Origin of the sequence: Vibrio sp. SCSIO 43132 (assembly GCF_019904195.1) — a bacterium.
GTDB lineage: Bacteria > Pseudomonadota > Gammaproteobacteria > Enterobacterales > Vibrionaceae > Vibrio > Vibrio nigripulchritudo.
Window position 1 is genome coordinate 3,771,245 of sequence record NZ_CP063199.1, and the last position, 17,784, is coordinate 3,789,028.

Sequence of the window (17,784 nt, forward strand, 5' to 3'; positions counted from 1 at the left end):
ACGAATGAGTGAGCTAGAAGTCAAAATTCTGGACCCGATTCAATTACCTTTGGTTAAGCGCCTATACAAGCAACATTATTCTTCAGCTAAGCCTAAATCCGACGAACTCACGCTAGTCGGGTACTTAAGTGGAAATATGATAGCGGCTGTTCGGTTTAGAACCATCGAGGATTTTCGGTTATTAACTGGAATGGTCATCGCCACAGAGCATCGCAAGAAGGGCTTCGGTAGTATGCTCATGGAACATTGTAGAAATAATGTATTGGAACCAAGTGACTACTGCTTTGCTTACGAGCATTTGGAAAACTTCTACCAAAGTCACGGATTCGTTACGGTTTCAACAGAAGCACTTCCCGGTTCACTAAAAAGTTTGTTTACTCGTTATCGTAATAACGGTAAAAAACTCAAAGCTATGAAATATAACGTGTAACATTATTTACCAGATCACCAGGTTGTCTGGTCAAGGTGGTCCGACTTTTGGTAAAATGGACGATTAGCCATCAATCATTTACAGAAGGTAATACCTCTCACATGATCGCAACTAGGAATCTAATTAAGACACTTCCAACCATTGCGCAAGATCCAGATTCTTTTGATGTTCTGTATTCAGCAAAAGCGTTTCGTGAACACCTGTTAAGTGCGATTGAACAAGCGACGCAGCGTATCTATATTGTCGCTCTCTACCTAGAAGATGATGACGCGGGTAGAGAAATTCTGACGGCTTTATATAAAGCTAAACAAAAGAACCCTGAGCTAGACGTCAAAATATGCGTTGACTGGCACCGCGCTCAAAGAGGGCTTATTGGTGCCGAAGCCTCTGAAGGCAACGCCGCCCTTTATAAAAAGTTTGCGGAACAATTCGAAGAAACCATTCCTGTATACGGAGTCCCTGTTCGCGGTAGAGAAGTCTTCGGTGTCCTTCACCTGAAAGGATTCATCATAGATAACTCTGTCATCTACAGCGGAGCTAGCCTCAACAATATCTATCTCAACTTTAAAGACAGATACCGGTTTGACCGCTACCATGTCCTCAATAACGAATATCTAGCAAACTGTATGGCGAGCTACATCGAAAATTCGATGATTCAACACCCAGCCGTCAACAACCTGGCTTGTACTCAAAAGCCAACAACGAAAGATATAAAGCCAGCCATTCGTCAACTGCGTTCATCTCTTGCACAGAGCCAGTACGAGTTCAGTCACCAAAATGTTGACTCTGAACATGTTGCTGTGACGCCGCTAGTCGGAGTGGGTAAGCGTCGTAACAAACTCAACCAGTGTATTAACCATCTGGTCGCTCAGGCGAAAGATGAAGTCTTTATTTGTACTCCTTACTTTAACTTCCCTAAAAGCCTAGCAAGGCAGATAAAGAAAGCGATTAAGCGTGGAGTAAAGGTCACTATAGTTGTTGGTGATAAGACAGCAAATGATTTCTATATTCCGCCGGAAGAAGAGTTTAAGACCATAGCAGGTCTTCCTTACCTTTATGAAATGAACTTGCGCCGCTTTGCTAAGGTAAACGAAGCGCACATAGCAAGCCGAAAGCTAAACATTCGGGTTTGGAAACACGATTCCAACAGCTACCACTTGAAAGGCATCTGGGTAGACAAGCGCTACATGCTTATCACAGGTAACAACTTAAACCCGAGAGCTTGGAAACTGGATCTAGAGAATGCCATTTTGATTCAGGATCACTTTAGCCACCTAACCGCTAAATTTGATCAGGAAGTAGAAAACATTCTTGAGCATACGGAACTGATTTGTACTTATCGTCAATTGGACAAGATAGAAAATTACCCTTCCGAAGTGCAGAAGCTTATTCGTAAGATCACGAGAGTTAGTGCAGATAAGATACTCAAACAGATCCTTTAATAAAAAAAGCCCAGCGTGAAGCTGGGCTTTTTTATACCTGAACCTATCTGGGCTTCAACAACTCTCAGTCATTACAGAGGCCTTGAAAGGTATCAAAAGAGATAATTTAGACTTACATAAACAAGAAAGCCCGCTGAAATCAGCGGGCTTCTTAATAGTGGCGGAGAGATAGGGATTTGAACCCTAGATACGCTATTAACGTATGCCGGTTTTCAAGACCGGTGCTTTCAACCACTCAGCCATCTCTCCACAAATTGTTACTAAAACTTAGTCTTATATTACGATGCTAATTTTTAGTTTTGCCTTCTAAGGCAAAAAATCAAAGCCTGGCGATGTCCTACTCTCACATGGGGAAACCCCACACTACCATCGGCGCTATTGCGTTTCACTTCTGAGTTCGGCATGGAATCAGGTGGGTCCACAACGCTATGGTCGCCAAGCAAATTCTTTAATTCGGAAAGCTGTTTTTTTAAGTTCTAGTTCTTACACATTCAATGTTCTTATCTGAGTCCATCAAAACCCCTTGGGTGTTGTATGGTTAAGCCTCACGGGCAATTAGTACAGGTTAGCTCAACGCCTCACAACGCTTACACACCCTGCCTATCAACGTTCTGGTCTCGAACAACCCTTTAGGATACTTAAAGTATCAGGGAAGACTCATCTCAGGGCTCGCTTCCCGCTTAGATGCTTTCAGCGGTTATCGATTCCGAACTTAGCTACCGGGCAATGCCATTGGCATGACAACCCGAACACCAGAGGTTCGTCCACTCCGGTCCTCTCGTACTAGGAGCAGCCCCCTTCAATCTTCCAACGCCCACGGCAGATAGGGACCGAACTGTCTCACGACGTTCTAAACCCAGCTCGCGTACCACTTTAAATGGCGAACAGCCATACCCTTGGGACCGACTTCAGCCCCAGGATGTGATGAGCCGACATCGAGGTGCCAAACACCGCCGTCGATATGAACTCTTGGGCGGTATCAGCCTGTTATCCCCGGAGTACCTTTTATCCGTTGAGCGATGGCCCTTCCATTCAGAACCACCGGATCACTATGACCTGCTTTCGCACCTGCTCGAATTGTCATTCTCGCAGTCAAGCGGGCTTATGCCATTGCACTAACCACACGATGTCCAACCGTGTTTAGCCCACCTTCGTGCTCCTCCGTTACTCTTTGGGAGGAGACCGCCCCAGTCAAACTACCCACCAGGCACTGTCCTCACTCCCGATAAGGGAGCCAAGTTAGAACATCAAAGCTACAAGGGTGGTATTTCAAGGACGGCTCCACGCAATCTGGCGACTGCGTTTCAAAGCCTCCCACCTATCCTACACATGTAGGTTCAATGTTCAGTGCCAAGCTGTAGTAAAGGTTCACGGGGTCTTTCCGTCTAGCCGCGGGTACACTGCATCTTCACAGCGATTTCAATTTCACTGAGTCTCGGGTGGAGACAGCGTGGCCATCATTACGCCATTCGTGCAGGTCGGAACTTACCCGACAAGGAATTTCGCTACCTTAGGACCGTTATAGTTACGGCCGCCGTTTACCGGGGCTTCGATCAAGAGCTTCGTCCAAAGACTAACCCCATCAATTAACCTTCCGGCACCGGGCAGGCGTCACACCGTATACGTCATCTTACGATTTTGCACAGTGCTGTGTTTTTAATAAACAGTTGCAGCCACCTGGTATCTGCGACTCTCGTCAGCTCCATCCGCGAGGGACTTCACCGATAAGAGCGTACCTTCTCCCGAAGTTACGGTACCATTTTGCCTAGTTCCTTCACCCGAGTTCTCTCAAGCGCCTTGGTATTCTCTACCCGACCACCTGTGTCGGTTTGGGGTACGATTCCTTACAATCTGAAGCTTAGAGGCTTTTCCTGGAAGCATGGCATCAATGACTTCATCACCGTAGTGACTCGACATCGTGTCTCAGCCTTAAAGAGAGCCGGATTTACCTAACTCTCAAGCCTACGCACTTGAACCTGGACAACCGTCGCCAGGCCCACCTAGCCTTCTCCGTCCCCCCATCGCAATTGTAAGAAGTACGGGAATATTAACCCGTTTCCCATCGACTACGCTTTTCAGCCTCGCCTTAGGGGTCGACTTACCCTGCCCCGATTAACGTTGGACAGGAACCCTTGGTCTTCCGGCGAGGGAGTTTTTCACTCCCTTTATCGTTACTCATGTCAGCATTCGCACTTCTGATACCTCCAGCAGCCCTTACAGACCACCTTCAACGGCTTACAGAACGCTCCCCTACCCCGCATACAAAGTATGCAGCCGCAGCTTCGGTGTATTGCTTAGCCCCGTTACATCTTCCGCGCAGGCCGACTCGACCAGTGAGCTATTACGCTTTCTTTAAATGATGGCTGCTTCTAAGCCAACATCCTGGCTGTCTGAGCCTTCCCACATCGTTTCCCACTTAGCAATACTTTGGGACCTTAGCTGGCGGTCTGGGTTGTTTCCCTCTCCACGACGGACGTTAGCACCCGCCGTGTGTCTCCCGGATAGTACTTACTGGTATTCGGAGTTTGCAAAGGGTTGGTAAGTCGGGATGACCCCCTAGCCTTAACAGTGCTCTACCCCCAGTAGTATTCGTCCGAGGCGCTACCTAAATAGCTTTCGGGGAGAACCAGCTATCTCCAGGTTTGATTGGCCTTTCACCCCTAGCCACAAGTCATCCGCTAATTTTTCAACATTAGTCGGTTCGGTCCTCCAGTTGATGTTACTCAACCTTCAACCTGCCCATGGCTAGATCACCTGGTTTCGGGTCTATATCCAGAGACTGAGCGCCCAGTTAAGACTCGGTTTCCCTACGGCTCCCCTAGATGGTTAACCTTGCCACTGAATATAAGTCGCTGACCCATTATACAAAAGGTACGCAGTCACCCCGAAGGGCTCCTACTGCTTGTACGTACACGGTTTCAGGTTCTATTTCACTCCCCTCACAGGGGTTCTTTTCGCCTTTCCCTCACGGTACTGGTTCACTATCGGTCAGTCAGTAGTATTTAGCCTTGGAGGATGGTCCCCCCATATTCAGACAGGATATCACGTGTCCCGCCTTACTCGATTTCACTTGAAATGCGCTGTCGGTTACGGGGCTATCACCCTGTATCGCGCTCCTTTCCAGAAGCTTCACCTGACGCATAAAAAGCTTAAGGGCTAATCCAATTTCGCTCGCCGCTACTTTCGGAATCTCGGTTGATTTCTCTTCCTTCGGGTACTTAGATGTTTCAGTTCCCCGAGTTCGCTTCACTGAGCTATGTATTCACTCAGCAATACTTACTTATGTAAGTGGGTTTCCCCATTCGGAAATCCCAGACTCAAATGACTCTTACTGTCTTATCTGGGCTTATCGCAAGTTAGTACGTCCTTCATCGCCTCTGACTGCCAAGGCATCCACCGTGTACGCTTAGTCACTTAACCATACAACCCCAAGAGGTTTCTGTATGTTCAAACAACCAAGGTTTGTGTCTCTCATTATTGAATGAGCGAGAGACATTCGATTTTGCCGGACTCAAATATAAACATCCTATGGATGTTTCCAAGAACACTTGAATGTGTGTTGGTACCTAAAACACAGTTTTAGGATTTGAGAACTTTTAATTTGAATAACAACGCTTATCCAAAGATAAGGGGATTGTTGTTATTCGTCAGCTTTCCAAATTGTTAAAGAGCTAATCACTTCTTAAGGAAGTAACCATTTTTAAAGGCACTTAAGACTTTCTGTTTCAAAAGAAATGCACTTAAAGATGGTGGGCGATACCGGGCTCGAACCAGTGACCCCCTGCTTGTAAGGCAGGTGCTCTCCCAACTGAGCTAATCGCCCACATTAGTTTTACGTCTAGTGGTAGACGTCAAGATGGTGGAGCTAAGCAGGATCGAACTGCTGACCTCCTGCGTGCAAGGCAGGCGCTCTCCCAGCTGAGCTATAGCCCCATACTTGAGAGTTATTCTTTAGATAAAGAATGGTGGGTCGTGCAGGATTCGAACCTGCGACCAATTGATTAAAAGTCAACTGCTCTACCAACTGAGCTAACGACCCAATGGTATCCCGTAGGGGAGTCGAACCCCTGTTACCGCCGTGAAAGGGCGGTGTCCTAGGCCTCTAGACGAACGGGACACTAGTTGTGAGTGTTTGGGAACACTCTACTCTCTTACGTTATAAACCGTACCAATCTGTGTGAACACTCATCGCAATAATCATCGTATAAGGAGGTGATCCAGCCCCAGGTTCCCCTAGGGCTACCTTGTTACGACTTCACCCCAGTCATGAACCACAAAGTGGCAAGCGTCCTCCCGAAGGTTAAACTACCTGCTTCTTTTGCAGCCCACTCCCATGGTGTGACGGGCGGTGTGTACAAGGCCCGGGAACGTATTCACCGTGGCATTCTGATCCACGATTACTAGCGATTCCGACTTCATGGAGTCGAGTTGCAGACTCCAATCCGGACTACGACGCACTTTTTGGGATTCGCTCACTCTCGCAAGTTGGCCGCCCTCTGTATGCGCCATTGTAGCACGTGTGTAGCCCTACTCGTAAGGGCCATGATGACTTGACGTCGTCCCCACCTTCCTCCGGTTTATCACCGGCAGTCTCCCTGGAGTTCCCACCCGAAGTGCTGGCAAACAAGGATAAGGGTTGCGCTCGTTGCGGGACTTAACCCAACATTTCACAACACGAGCTGACGACAGCCATGCAGCACCTGTCTCATAGTTCCCGAAGGCACCAAAGCATCTCTGCTAAGTTCTATGGATGTCAAGAGTAGGTAAGGTTCTTCGCGTTGCATCGAATTAAACCACATGCTCCACCGCTTGTGCGGGCCCCCGTCAATTCATTTGAGTTTTAATCTTGCGACCGTACTCCCCAGGCGGTCTACTTAACGCGTTAGCTCCGAAAGCCACGGCTCAAGGCCACAACCTCCAAGTAGACATCGTTTACGGCGTGGACTACCAGGGTATCTAATCCTGTTTGCTCCCCACGCTTTCGCATCTGAGTGTCAGTATCTGTCCAGGGGGCCGCCTTCGCCACCGGTATTCCTTCAGATCTCTACGCATTTCACCGCTACACCTGAAATTCTACCCCCCTCTACAGTACTCTAGCCTGCCAGTTTCAAATGCAGTTCCGAGGTTGAGCCCCGGGCTTTCACATCTGACTTAACAAACCACCTGCATGCGCTTTACGCCCAGTAATTCCGATTAACGCTCGCACCCTCCGTATTACCGCGGCTGCTGGCACGGAGTTAGCCGGTGCTTCTTCTGCAGCTAACGTCAAAATGCGCATCTATTAAATACACACCCTTCCTCACTGCTGAAAGTGCTTTACAACCCGAAGGCCTTCTTCACACACGCGGCATGGCTGCATCAGGCTTGCGCCCATTGTGCAATATTCCCCACTGCTGCCTCCCGTAGGAGTCTGGACCGTGTCTCAGTTCCAGTGTGGCTGATCATCCTCTCAGACCAGCTAGGGATCGTCGCCTTGGTGAGCCTTTACCTCACCAACTAGCTAATCCCACCTGGGCATATCCTGACGCGAGAGGCCCGAAGGTCCCCCTCTTTGAGCCGAAGCTATTATGCGGTATTAGCCATCGTTTCCAATGGTTATCCCCCACATCAGGGCAATTTCCCAGGCATTACTCACCCGTCCGCCGCTCGACGCCGTTATCGTTCCCCGAAGAGTCAGACAACTCGTTTCCGCTCGACTTGCATGTGTTAGGCCTGCCGCCAGCGTTCAATCTGAGCCATGATCAAACTCTTCAATTTAAGATTTGGTCGGCTCAATGAATACTGATTACATTACATAGTAATGTTGAATTGACTGTGCCGGTATTGCTACCGATTGGTCACTCAGTTCATTGAAACCTAATTTGAAACCAAAGTTTCTCATTGGATTATCATCAACGAGTGCCCACACAGATTGATAGGTCTATATTGTTAAAGAGCTTTGCTTTCAGTGCGTTAGCACTTAGGCAGGACGCGTATAATACGCGATTGACTCTGTAAGTCAACATAAAATTCTAAACTTTTGTTTAAAACCTTATGGTGACTGAACTCTGTCGAGTTCAATCAGAATCAAAACCTGGCGATGTCCTACTCTCACATGGGGAAACCCCACACTACCATCGGCGCTATTGCGTTTCACTTCTGAGTTCGGCATGGAATCAGGTGGGTCCACAACGCTATGGTCGCCAAGCAAATTCTTTAATCTGGAAAGCTGTTTTTTTTAGTTCTGATTCTTACACATTCAATATTCTTATCTGAGCCCACAAAACCCCTTGGGTGTTGTATGGTTAAGCCTCACGGGCAATTAGTACAGGTTAGCTCAACGCCTCACAACGCTTACACACCCTGCCTATCAACGTTCTGGTCTCGAACAACCCTTTAGGATACTTAAAGTATCAGGGAAGACTCATCTCAGGGCTCGCTTCCCGCTTAGATGCTTTCAGCGGTTATCGATTCCGAACTTAGCTACCGGGCAATGCCATTGGCATGACAACCCGAACACCAGAGGTTCGTCCACTCCGGTCCTCTCGTACTAGGAGCAGCCCCCTTCAATCTTCCAACGCCCACGGCAGATAGGGACCGAACTGTCTCACGACGTTCTAAACCCAGCTCGCGTACCACTTTAAATGGCGAACAGCCATACCCTTGGGACCGACTTCAGCCCCAGGATGTGATGAGCCGACATCGAGGTGCCAAACACCGCCGTCGATATGAACTCTTGGGCGGTATCAGCCTGTTATCCCCGGAGTACCTTTTATCCGTTGAGCGATGGCCCTTCCATTCAGAACCACCGGATCACTATGACCTGCTTTCGCACCTGCTCGAATTGTCATTCTCGCAGTCAAGCGGGCTTATGCCATTGCACTAACCACACGATGTCCAACCGTGTTTAGCCCACCTTCGTGCTCCTCCGTTACTCTTTGGGAGGAGACCGCCCCAGTCAAACTACCCACCAGGCACTGTCCTCACTCCCGATAAGGGAGCCAAGTTAGAACATCAAAGCTACAAGGGTGGTATTTCAAGGACGGCTCCACGCAATCTGGCGACTGCGTTTCAAAGCCTCCCACCTATCCTACACATGTAGGTTCAATGTTCAGTGCCAAGCTGTAGTAAAGGTTCACGGGGTCTTTCCGTCTAGCCGCGGGTACACTGCATCTTCACAGCGATTTCAATTTCACTGAGTCTCGGGTGGAGACAGCGTGGCCATCATTACGCCATTCGTGCAGGTCGGAACTTACCCGACAAGGAATTTCGCTACCTTAGGACCGTTATAGTTACGGCCGCCGTTTACCGGGGCTTCGATCAAGAGCTTCGTCCAAAGACTAACCCCATCAATTAACCTTCCGGCACCGGGCAGGCGTCACACCGTATACGTCATCTTACGATTTTGCACAGTGCTGTGTTTTTAATAAACAGTTGCAGCCACCTGGTATCTGCGACTCTCGTCAGCTCCATCCGCAAGGGACTTCACCGATAAGAGCGTACCTTCTCCCGAAGTTACGGTACCATTTTGCCTAGTTCCTTCACCCGAGTTCTCTCAAGCGCCTTGGTATTCTCTACCCGACCACCTGTGTCGGTTTGGGGTACGATTCCTTACAATCTGAAGCTTAGAGGCTTTTCCTGGAAGCATGGCATCAATGACTTCATCACCGTAGTGACTCGACATCGTGTCTCAGCCTTAAAGAGAGCCGGATTTACCTAACTCTCAAGCCTACGCACTTGAACCTGGACAACCGTCGCCAGGCCCACCTAGCCTTCTCCGTCCCCCCATCGCAATTGTAAGAAGTACGGGAATATTAACCCGTTTCCCATCGACTACGCTTTTCAGCCTCGCCTTAGGGGTCGACTTACCCTGCCCCGATTAACGTTGGACAGGAACCCTTGGTCTTCCGGCGAGGGAGTTTTTCACTCCCTTTATCGTTACTCATGTCAGCATTCGCACTTCTGATACCTCCAGCAGCCCTTACAGACCACCTTCAACGGCTTACAGAACGCTCCCCTACCCCGCATACAAAGTATGCAGCCGCAGCTTCGGTGTATTGCTTAGCCCCGTTACATCTTCCGCGCAGGCCGACTCGACCAGTGAGCTATTACGCTTTCTTTAAATGATGGCTGCTTCTAAGCCAACATCCTGGCTGTCTGAGCCTTCCCACATCGTTTCCCACTTAGCAATACTTTGGGACCTTAGCTGGCGGTCTGGGTTGTTTCCCTCTCCACGACGGACGTTAGCACCCGCCGTGTGTCTCCCGGATAGTACTTACTGGTATTCGGAGTTTGCAAAGGGTTGGTAAGTCGGGATGACCCCCTAGCCTTAACAGTGCTCTACCCCCAGTAGTATTCGTCCGAGGCGCTACCTAAATAGCTTTCGGGGAGAACCAGCTATCTCCAGGTTTGATTGGCCTTTCACCCCTAGCCACAAGTCATCCGCTAATTTTTCAACATTAGTCGGTTCGGTCCTCCAGTTGATGTTACTCAACCTTCAACCTGCCCATGGCTAGATCACCTGGTTTCGGGTCTATATCCAGAGACTGAGCGCCCAGTTAAGACTCGGTTTCCCTACGGCTCCCCTAGATGGTTAACCTTGCCACTGAATATAAGTCGCTGACCCATTATACAAAAGGTACGCAGTCACCCCGAAGGGCTCCTACTGCTTGTACGTACACGGTTTCAGGTTCTATTTCACTCCCCTCACAGGGGTTCTTTTCGCCTTTCCCTCACGGTACTGGTTCACTATCGGTCAGTCAGTAGTATTTAGCCTTGGAGGATGGTCCCCCCATATTCAGACAGGATATCACGTGTCCCGCCTTACTCGATTTCACTTGAAATGCGCTGTCGGTTACGGGGCTATCACCCTGTATCGCGCTCCTTTCCAGAAGCTTCACCTGACGCATAAAAAGCTTAAGGGCTAATCCAATTTCGCTCGCCGCTACTTTCGGAATCTCGGTTGATTTCTCTTCCTTCGGGTACTTAGATGTTTCAGTTCCCCGAGTTCGCTTCACTGAGCTATGTATTCACTCAGCAATACTTACTTATGTAAGTGGGTTTCCCCATTCGGAAATCCCAGACTCAAATGACTCTTACTGTCTTATCTGGGCTTATCGCAAGTTAGTACGTCCTTCATCGCCTCTGACTGCCAAGGCATCCACCGTGTACGCTTAGTCACTTAACCATACAACCCCAAGAGGTTTCTGTATGTTCAAACAACCAAGGTTTGTGTCTCTCATTATTGAATGAGCGAGAGACATTCGATTTTGCCGGACTCAAATATAAACATCACAAGGATGTTTCCAAGAACACTTGAATGTGTGTTGGTACCTAAAACAAAGTTTTAGGATTTGAGAACTTTTAATTGAATAACAACGCTTATCCATAGATAAGGGGATTGTTGTTATTCGTCAGCTTTCCAAATTGTTAAAGAGCGAATCACTTCGTAAGGAAGTAACCATTTTTAAAGGCACTTAAGACTTTCTGTTTCAAAAGAAATGCGCTTAAAGATGGTATCCCGTAGGGGAGTCGAACCCCTGTTACCGCCGTGAAAGGGCGGTGTCCTAGGCCTCTAGACGAACGGGACACTAGTTGTGAGTGTTTGGGAACACTCTGCTCTCTTACGTTATAAACCGTACCAATCTGTGTGAACACTCATCGCAATAATCATCGTATAAGGAGGTGATCCAGCCCCAGGTTCCCCTAGGGCTACCTTGTTACGACTTCACCCCAGTCATGAACCACAAAGTGGCAAGCGTCCTCCCGAAGGTTAAACTACCTGCTTCTTTTGCAGCCCACTCCCATGGTGTGACGGGCGGTGTGTACAAGGCCCGGGAACGTATTCACCGTGGCATTCTGATCCACGATTACTAGCGATTCCGACTTCATGGAGTCGAGTTGCAGACTCCAATCCGGACTACGACGCACTTTTTGGGATTCGCTCACTCTCGCAAGTTGGCCGCCCTCTGTATGCGCCATTGTAGCACGTGTGTAGCCCTACTCGTAAGGGCCATGATGACTTGACGTCGTCCCCACCTTCCTCCGGTTTATCACCGGCAGTCTCCCTGGAGTTCCCACCCGAAGTGCTGGCAAACAAGGATAAGGGTTGCGCTCGTTGCGGGACTTAACCCAACATTTCACAACACGAGCTGACGACAGCCATGCAGCACCTGTCTCATAGTTCCCGAAGGCACCAAAGCATCTCTGCTAAGTTCTATGGATGTCAAGAGTAGGTAAGGTTCTTCGCGTTGCATCGAATTAAACCACATGCTCCACCGCTTGTGCGGGCCCCCGTCAATTCATTTGAGTTTTAATCTTGCGACCGTACTCCCCAGGCGGTCTACTTAACGCGTTAGCTCCGAAAGCCACGGCTCAAGGCCACAACCTCCAAGTAGACATCGTTTACGGCGTGGACTACCAGGGTATCTAATCCTGTTTGCTCCCCACGCTTTCGCATCTGAGTGTCAGTATCTGTCCAGGGGGCCGCCTTCGCCACCGGTATTCCTTCAGATCTCTACGCATTTCACCGCTACACCTGAAATTCTACCCCCCTCTACAGTACTCTAGCCTGCCAGTTTCAAATGCAGTTCCGAGGTTGAGCCCCGGGCTTTCACATCTGACTTAACAAACCACCTGCATGCGCTTTACGCCCAGTAATTCCGATTAACGCTCGCACCCTCCGTATTACCGCGGCTGCTGGCACGGAGTTAGCCGGTGCTTCTTCTGCAGCTAACGTCAAAATGCGCATCTATTAAATACACACCCTTCCTCACTGCTGAAAGTGCTTTACAACCCGAAGGCCTTCTTCACACACGCGGCATGGCTGCATCAGGCTTGCGCCCATTGTGCAATATTCCCCACTGCTGCCTCCCGTAGGAGTCTGGACCGTGTCTCAGTTCCAGTGTGGCTGATCATCCTCTCAGACCAGCTAGGGATCGTCGCCTTGGTGAGCCTTTACCTCACCAACTAGCTAATCCCACCTGGGCATATCCTGACGCGAGAGGCCCGAAGGTCCCCCTCTTTGAGCCGAAGCTATTATGCGGTATTAGCCATCGTTTCCAATGGTTATCCCCCACATCAGGGCAATTTCCCAGGCATTACTCACCCGTCCGCCGCTCGACGCCGTTATCGTTCCCCGAAGGGTCAGACAACTCGTTTCCGCTCGACTTGCATGTGTTAGGCCTGCCGCCAGCGTTCAATCTGAGCCATGATCAAACTCTTCAATTTAAGATTTTGGTCGGCTCAATGAATACTGATTACATTACATAGTAATGTTTTGAATTGACTGTGCTCTTATTGGTTTTCACTTTTGAAAAAGTAAAACAAAACAGCTCAAGGCTGCTTCCCAATTCGAATGGTCACTCAGTTCATTGAAACCTAAATTGATACCGAAGTATCTATTTGGATTATCATCAACGAGTGCCCACACAGATTGATAGGTCTATATTTTTAAAGAGCTTTTTCTAACTGACTAAGCCGCTCTGCGTCTTGCAGTTAGGGGTGCGTATATTACGCTCCGAATTTTGAGAGTCAAGATTTTTTTGAAATTTTCTTTTCCTCTCTACCCGGCTCGGTTTGTGATGTTCGTCTCACTCCGTGTCGGTGAGGCGGCATTATAGGGAGATGTGTTTCGATGACAAGTCTTTTTTGAAATTTATTTTCCAAGCGACTACTTTTCATCCAAAAGCCTGTTTATCGAATAAAATTTCAACATTTGAAGGCTATCACAGCAATTGGTTGGAATTTCATCATGCTTAAACGTAAGATCCGTGTGTCTATTTTGTTAATAGCGCATTGCATCTTATTACTTCACAATTTCAATGTAGTATTCAGATATGAACTCAAAAAAATCTTATTTATTAGTTATTGCACTGGCAGTTTTGGGTGCTGCAGCCTTTTCACAAATTGCAGTCCCTCCCGCTACCGCTTTTATTATTGGTGTTTTTACTTGCGCGCTTCTCCTTTCCCTTTCTAACCCATCTTCAGAGCAGTCAAGTGACGACAAATCCGCAACAACCACTCTATATGTGGGAAACCTTCCTTATAAAGCAAATGAAACACATGTCCGCCAACTGTTTTCAAAACATGGTCAAGTGTTCGCTGTAAGGTTAATGAAGGATAAAAGGACAGGAAAAAGAAGAGGCTTTGGTTTTGTAGTGGTATCCCGTGAGGATGCCGACAAAGTTATTCAAGGCTTGAATGAGCAAGATTATATGGAGAGAACGCTTAAAGTTAGGGTTGCTAATGACCCTAAACATCCTGACTCGGCTGAACAATAAGATCAGAGAAACCGAGTTGGTTTAATGTTTCGTTCAGTGCATCTCTTTCAAAAGGAGGTGCACTGCAAAAAATTCGATGTTTCCTGTCACTTCCCTCACCAGACTCTTCCTGTAAAAGATAAGACACTCGTTTTGCTATCGCTTGCCCTGAATCTATCAACGTCACTTCTGGCATAATGACTTGGATTTCTTCTTTTAGCAGAGGGAAATGCGTACACCCAAGTACAGCGGTATCTACTTCCCCATTGATTGGAGCCAATACCTGAGCCAGCTCTTTTGAATCGACAGGGATACCTCTTAGCTTTCTTTCCGCCATATCTACTAATTTTGTTGAGCCTAGCAACTTCACTTCTTTACCGTTTGCAAAATCTTTGATGAGTTCTTGCGTGTATCGGCGACTGACTGTCGCTGGTGTTGCAATGAGCCCGACTCCTTTTTCAGAAATCAGAGAGGCAGGTTTGATTGCAGGAACCACTCCGACAACGGGTATGGCTAGTTTTGCACGAAGGTGAGGAAGAACAAGTGTGCTTGCCGTATTACAGGCGATGACGATTAAGTCGATGCGATACCGTTGGCAATATTCAGAGATTAATGATTGAACCCTTTGAATCAATACGTCGCCATCGAGCTCTCCATATGGGTATGCGGCGTTATCAAACAAATAGAGGTAGTCTAATTGAGGAAGTAGGGTTTGAAGTTCTTGGTATACAGAAAGACCTCCTACCCCTGAATCAAAAATTAAGACTGTTTTCTCTGATTTCATGTCCACAACAGATTGCACTCTACCAATAAGTTGAGCGTATCTTACTGTTAAAGTGTACGCTCGCCAATCTTCGCTTTATATCTTAAATGATGAAAGCGTTCGTCACTTTCTATTTGTTCAGCTTTAATCGACAAACTACCTTTGAAACATGAAGCCGATGTCACCAATGTGTGAAATTCTCCATTTTCTCCACAAGGGTCTATCCCCTCAGGTAAGTTATCAATGAACTCTGTGTTGTACCATTTTCCACATAATGCTTTAGGCAATCGGTGACCATCAATCGTTACGGTTATGGTTTTAATGCTCCGAGCAAGTATCTCATTGGCTAGATCTATGCTTGGTGTTTCCATCAAAGGAAAAACACATTCCCATCCCGCTTTTTCTATATAGCTTTTGCGATACTCAATAATGCCGTTGCAAAACATATCGCCAAATGCAACAGCATCGATTTCTAAGTCTGATTCTTCTAATCCCTGAACAATGGCATTTTGATATATGTCGTTGGGAGGAAAAACTTCAGGCAGTTGAATCAGTACCAATGGCAAATTTGCCAATTCAGCCTGCATTTTAACGACTTCAATAGGTGTGACTTGAAATGGGACTTCTTCACCGACATAGGTTGTGTAAAGCCCCACAACTTCATAATTAGGATCTTCAAGCAGACGTATTAAGGTTAACGTTGAGTCCTTGCCTGACGACCAACTGATGACGACTTTTTTGGGTTGTTTCTTCATAGGTATTAAAAAGCCGCCCGAAGGCGGCTATTAATTAGAATTGGTAAGCGATGCTTAAGTAGATAGTACGTTCTGGTGCCGGATACCCGTTAGCAGTCTCGTACTTTTCATTTAGTAGATTATCAACACGCCCACGAATCGCAACATTAGGCTCAACCCAATAAGTCGCTGCTGCATCTAGCAAATCATACGGCTTCAGATAAATCGGAGTTGCGTCATAATCACTATTTCTTCGTTTTGTGTAATACTGATAGCTCAATGATAGATCTACATCGTCAAACGAAGTACTCACATTCCATTTAAATGCGCCCTTTGAGCGACGAGCCAACATTTCGCCTTCATCATTTTTTGGATCTTTCAAGTCAATAGAGAACGCATGGAATATCGAACCTGTTTCAAAGGCAGCTTCTAATTCAACACCTTTGATTCGGGTTTGTCCTTCAACATTTACGTATTGTCGCTTATTACCGTCATAATCAATCAAGTCATCAATCTTGATATCGTATCCCGTTACAGCCCAATCAATATCCTTGACCGTTCCTTTAACACCAATATCTATGTTTTTCGAAGATTCAGGTTTTAAACTTTTATTTTCCCCGACCCAAGCAGAACCATTTTGTTGTGATAACGTTGGGGCTTTAAAAGCCGTGCCATAAGAACCAAAGACTTGAATACTTTCAGTAATGTCGAAACCTAATCCTGCATTATATGTGGTATTTCTACCGTAATCTTGGTTGTCATCACTACGAATAGATAGTTCGACTGTCACAATTTCTTGTTTGGTCGATAGCACACCAAACACACCTGTGTTTGAACGATCTTGTGTAGAATCTGCTTTATCGTCTTTATAAAAGTCTTTTCTCCAATCCAAACCACCTGAGACCTGAGTTGACTCATTAATTTCATAGCTAGAGATCCAACTGACATTATCTTGCTTATAAACATTTCGATATTGATCACTAGCACTTAGATCATATGGATTTGATGTATTAGAACGTCCAAACTCATTCGAGTACGAAAATGTAGATGCAAGCTGATCTTTTGTATAACCAATAGAGCCGCCAATTACTTGACTTGAAACATGTGACTCAGATGTTTTACGAGAGCTAGAGCTATTGTTGTCATATTGATACGTATTATCGTAAACACGCGCAAAAACAGATGCTTCTATAACATCATTGAAATTATGCCTGTAACCTAATGAACCATTGATGGAAGAAAAGCCATGCTTTTCACCATCGTTCACACCTGGTACTGGTTTTACATTATAGCCTTCATCTTTTTCATAGCCCGCAGTTACTGCAAGCTTGCCAGATTCAGACGTAGAAATAACTGAATCAAAGTTTGCCTCTTGGCTGCGACTACCGACACCAACAGATAAGTTAGATATAGCTTGGTTCTTAGTATTCGAATAAGTGATGATATTTATGACACCACCAATCGCTTCAGAGCCATACATTGCAGCACGAGCACCACGGACGTATTCAATTCGCTCTATTTGTGAAACAGGCACTTGGTTAAAGTCCACACTTCCTGTTGAAGATTTAGCCATACGCACGCCATCGATTAGCACAAGCACCTGATCTGAGCCAGTACCACGTACGTACACACTCGCAAGCTGACCTCGCCCACCGTTTTGGGCAATCTCTACACCAGGAAGCTTTCGCAACACTTCAGGAAGGCTTTTAGCCTGAGTCTGAATGATCTCTTGTCGAGTCACTACATTTACTGGAGCAAGTACTGATTGGGTACTTTGCTCAAAACGGTTAGCTGTTACAACAAGAGTTTCGGTTTCTGCTGCTTCTTGAGCGACAGAAATGGAGGCGTGAGTAAGCAGCGACGCTACTGTGGTTGCTAGAAGAGTTTTTTTCATTGTCATTTCCTAAATCGCGAGAATCCTTCTAAGACCAAGCTTCATGTTTATACACACTGCTTATCCACTTGGTTCTTACTGCTGGCAGGTATTCGGACTCAAGAGCACACCTCAATTGGGTACCTAGCGCCCCACTTCCCGTTTTTAGGTGAAAAACAGTGTTTGGATTTCTCCGGGGCGTTCGTTCTCTGTTACCGCTGCGCGTCAGTTCTGGATTTTCACCAGATTCCCTTTTCAGTTGAAATATCAACCACCAGCATGGTCGAGGATACTAGTTTGCTT

At 47.0% G+C, this 17,784-nt stretch carries 6 protein-coding genes, 6 tRNA genes, 6 rRNA genes and 1 riboswitch; of the genes, 3 read left to right on the plus strand and 15 right to left on the minus strand.

What is annotated here, in order from left to right:
• The first annotated feature begins 4 nt into the window (after window positions 1–4).
• Together INR79_RS17065 and pssA are read left to right on the plus strand one after the other, a co-directional pair.
• Window positions 5–430 (plus strand): GNAT family N-acetyltransferase, encoded by a 426-nt coding sequence (locus INR79_RS17065; protein WP_223095241.1) that lies wholly within the window; start codon window positions 5–7, stop codon window positions 428–430.
• Between the two features lie 101 nt (window positions 431–531).
• Complete coding sequence (gene pssA / locus INR79_RS17070) at window positions 532–1,872, plus strand: CDP-diacylglycerol--serine O-phosphatidyltransferase (RefSeq protein ID WP_004402129.1); 1,341 nt, start codon at window positions 532–534, stop codon at window positions 1,870–1,872.
• Window positions 1,873–2,030: 158 nt separating this feature from the next.
• Here pssA and INR79_RS17075 read toward each other — a convergent pair.
• The 12 genes from INR79_RS17075 to INR79_RS17130 all read right to left on the minus strand — a co-directional run bounded on the left by INR79_RS17075 (window position 2,031) and on the right by INR79_RS17130 (window position 13,080).
• Window positions 2,031–2,121 (minus strand) — tRNA-Ser (locus tag INR79_RS17075).
• Window positions 2,122–2,196: 75 nt separating this feature from the next.
• Window positions 2,197–2,312, minus strand: a 5S ribosomal RNA gene (gene rrf / locus INR79_RS17080).
• Window positions 2,313–2,406: 94 nt separating this feature from the next.
• Window positions 2,407–5,292: ribosomal RNA gene (locus INR79_RS17085) — 23S ribosomal RNA — on the minus strand.
• Between the two features lie 327 nt (window positions 5,293–5,619).
• A tRNA-Val gene (locus INR79_RS17090) sits at window positions 5,620–5,695 on the minus strand.
• Window positions 5,696–5,729: 34 nt separating this feature from the next.
• A tRNA-Ala gene (locus INR79_RS17095) sits at window positions 5,730–5,805 on the minus strand.
• Window positions 5,806–5,835: 30 nt separating this feature from the next.
• Window positions 5,836–5,911 (minus strand) — tRNA-Lys (locus tag INR79_RS17100).
• A 2-nt stretch (window positions 5,912–5,913) separates the two neighbouring features.
• A tRNA-Glu gene (locus INR79_RS17105) sits at window positions 5,914–5,989 on the minus strand.
• Between the two features lie 88 nt (window positions 5,990–6,077).
• Window positions 6,078–7,629 (minus strand): 16S ribosomal RNA (locus INR79_RS17110).
• 314 nt (window positions 7,630–7,943) lie between these two features.
• Window positions 7,944–8,059 (minus strand): 5S ribosomal RNA (gene rrf / locus INR79_RS17115).
• A gap of 93 nt (window positions 8,060–8,152) precedes the next feature.
• Window positions 8,153–11,038 (minus strand): 23S ribosomal RNA (locus INR79_RS17120).
• Between the two features lie 326 nt (window positions 11,039–11,364).
• Window positions 11,365–11,440, minus strand: a tRNA-Glu gene (locus tag INR79_RS17125).
• A gap of 88 nt (window positions 11,441–11,528) precedes the next feature.
• Window positions 11,529–13,080 (minus strand): 16S ribosomal RNA (locus INR79_RS17130).
• Together the 16S, 23S and 5S rRNA genes with 6 tRNA genes alongside form the textbook arrangement of a ribosomal RNA operon.
• 608 nt (window positions 13,081–13,688) lie before the next feature.
• Here INR79_RS17130 and INR79_RS17135 point away from each other — a divergent pair.
• Window positions 13,689–14,132, plus strand: coding sequence for an RNA recognition motif domain-containing protein (locus INR79_RS17135; RefSeq protein ID WP_223095243.1), 444 nt, complete (start codon window positions 13,689–13,691; stop codon window positions 14,130–14,132).
• Here the strand turns inward: INR79_RS17135 and murI are convergent.
• Genes murI through btuB form a run of 3 tightly spaced genes read right to left on the minus strand, consistent with a single transcriptional unit; the run spans window position 14,104 to window position 17,502 of the window.
• Window positions 14,104–14,901, minus strand: coding sequence for a glutamate racemase (gene murI, locus INR79_RS17140; protein WP_410482887.1), 798 nt, complete (start codon window positions 14,899–14,901; stop codon window positions 14,104–14,106). The two genes, INR79_RS17135 and murI, sit on opposite strands and share 29 nt — an antisense overlap.
• A 41-nt stretch (window positions 14,902–14,942) precedes the next feature.
• Window positions 14,943–15,629 carry an adenine nucleotide alpha hydrolase gene (locus tag INR79_RS17145; RefSeq protein ID WP_223095245.1) on the minus strand — a complete coding sequence of 229 codons (687 nt, stop codon included), beginning with the start codon at window positions 15,627–15,629 and terminating at the stop codon, window positions 14,943–14,945.
• A 34-nt stretch (window positions 15,630–15,663) separates the two neighbouring features.
• Window positions 15,664–17,502, minus strand: a complete 1,839-nt coding sequence (gene btuB / locus INR79_RS17150; protein WP_022603181.1) for a TonB-dependent vitamin B12 receptor — start codon at window positions 17,500–17,502, stop codon at window positions 15,664–15,666.
• 65 nt (window positions 17,503–17,567) lie between these two features.
• Window positions 17,568–17,775, minus strand: a riboswitch (cobalamin riboswitch).
• Window positions 17,776–17,784 lie beyond the last annotated feature (9 nt).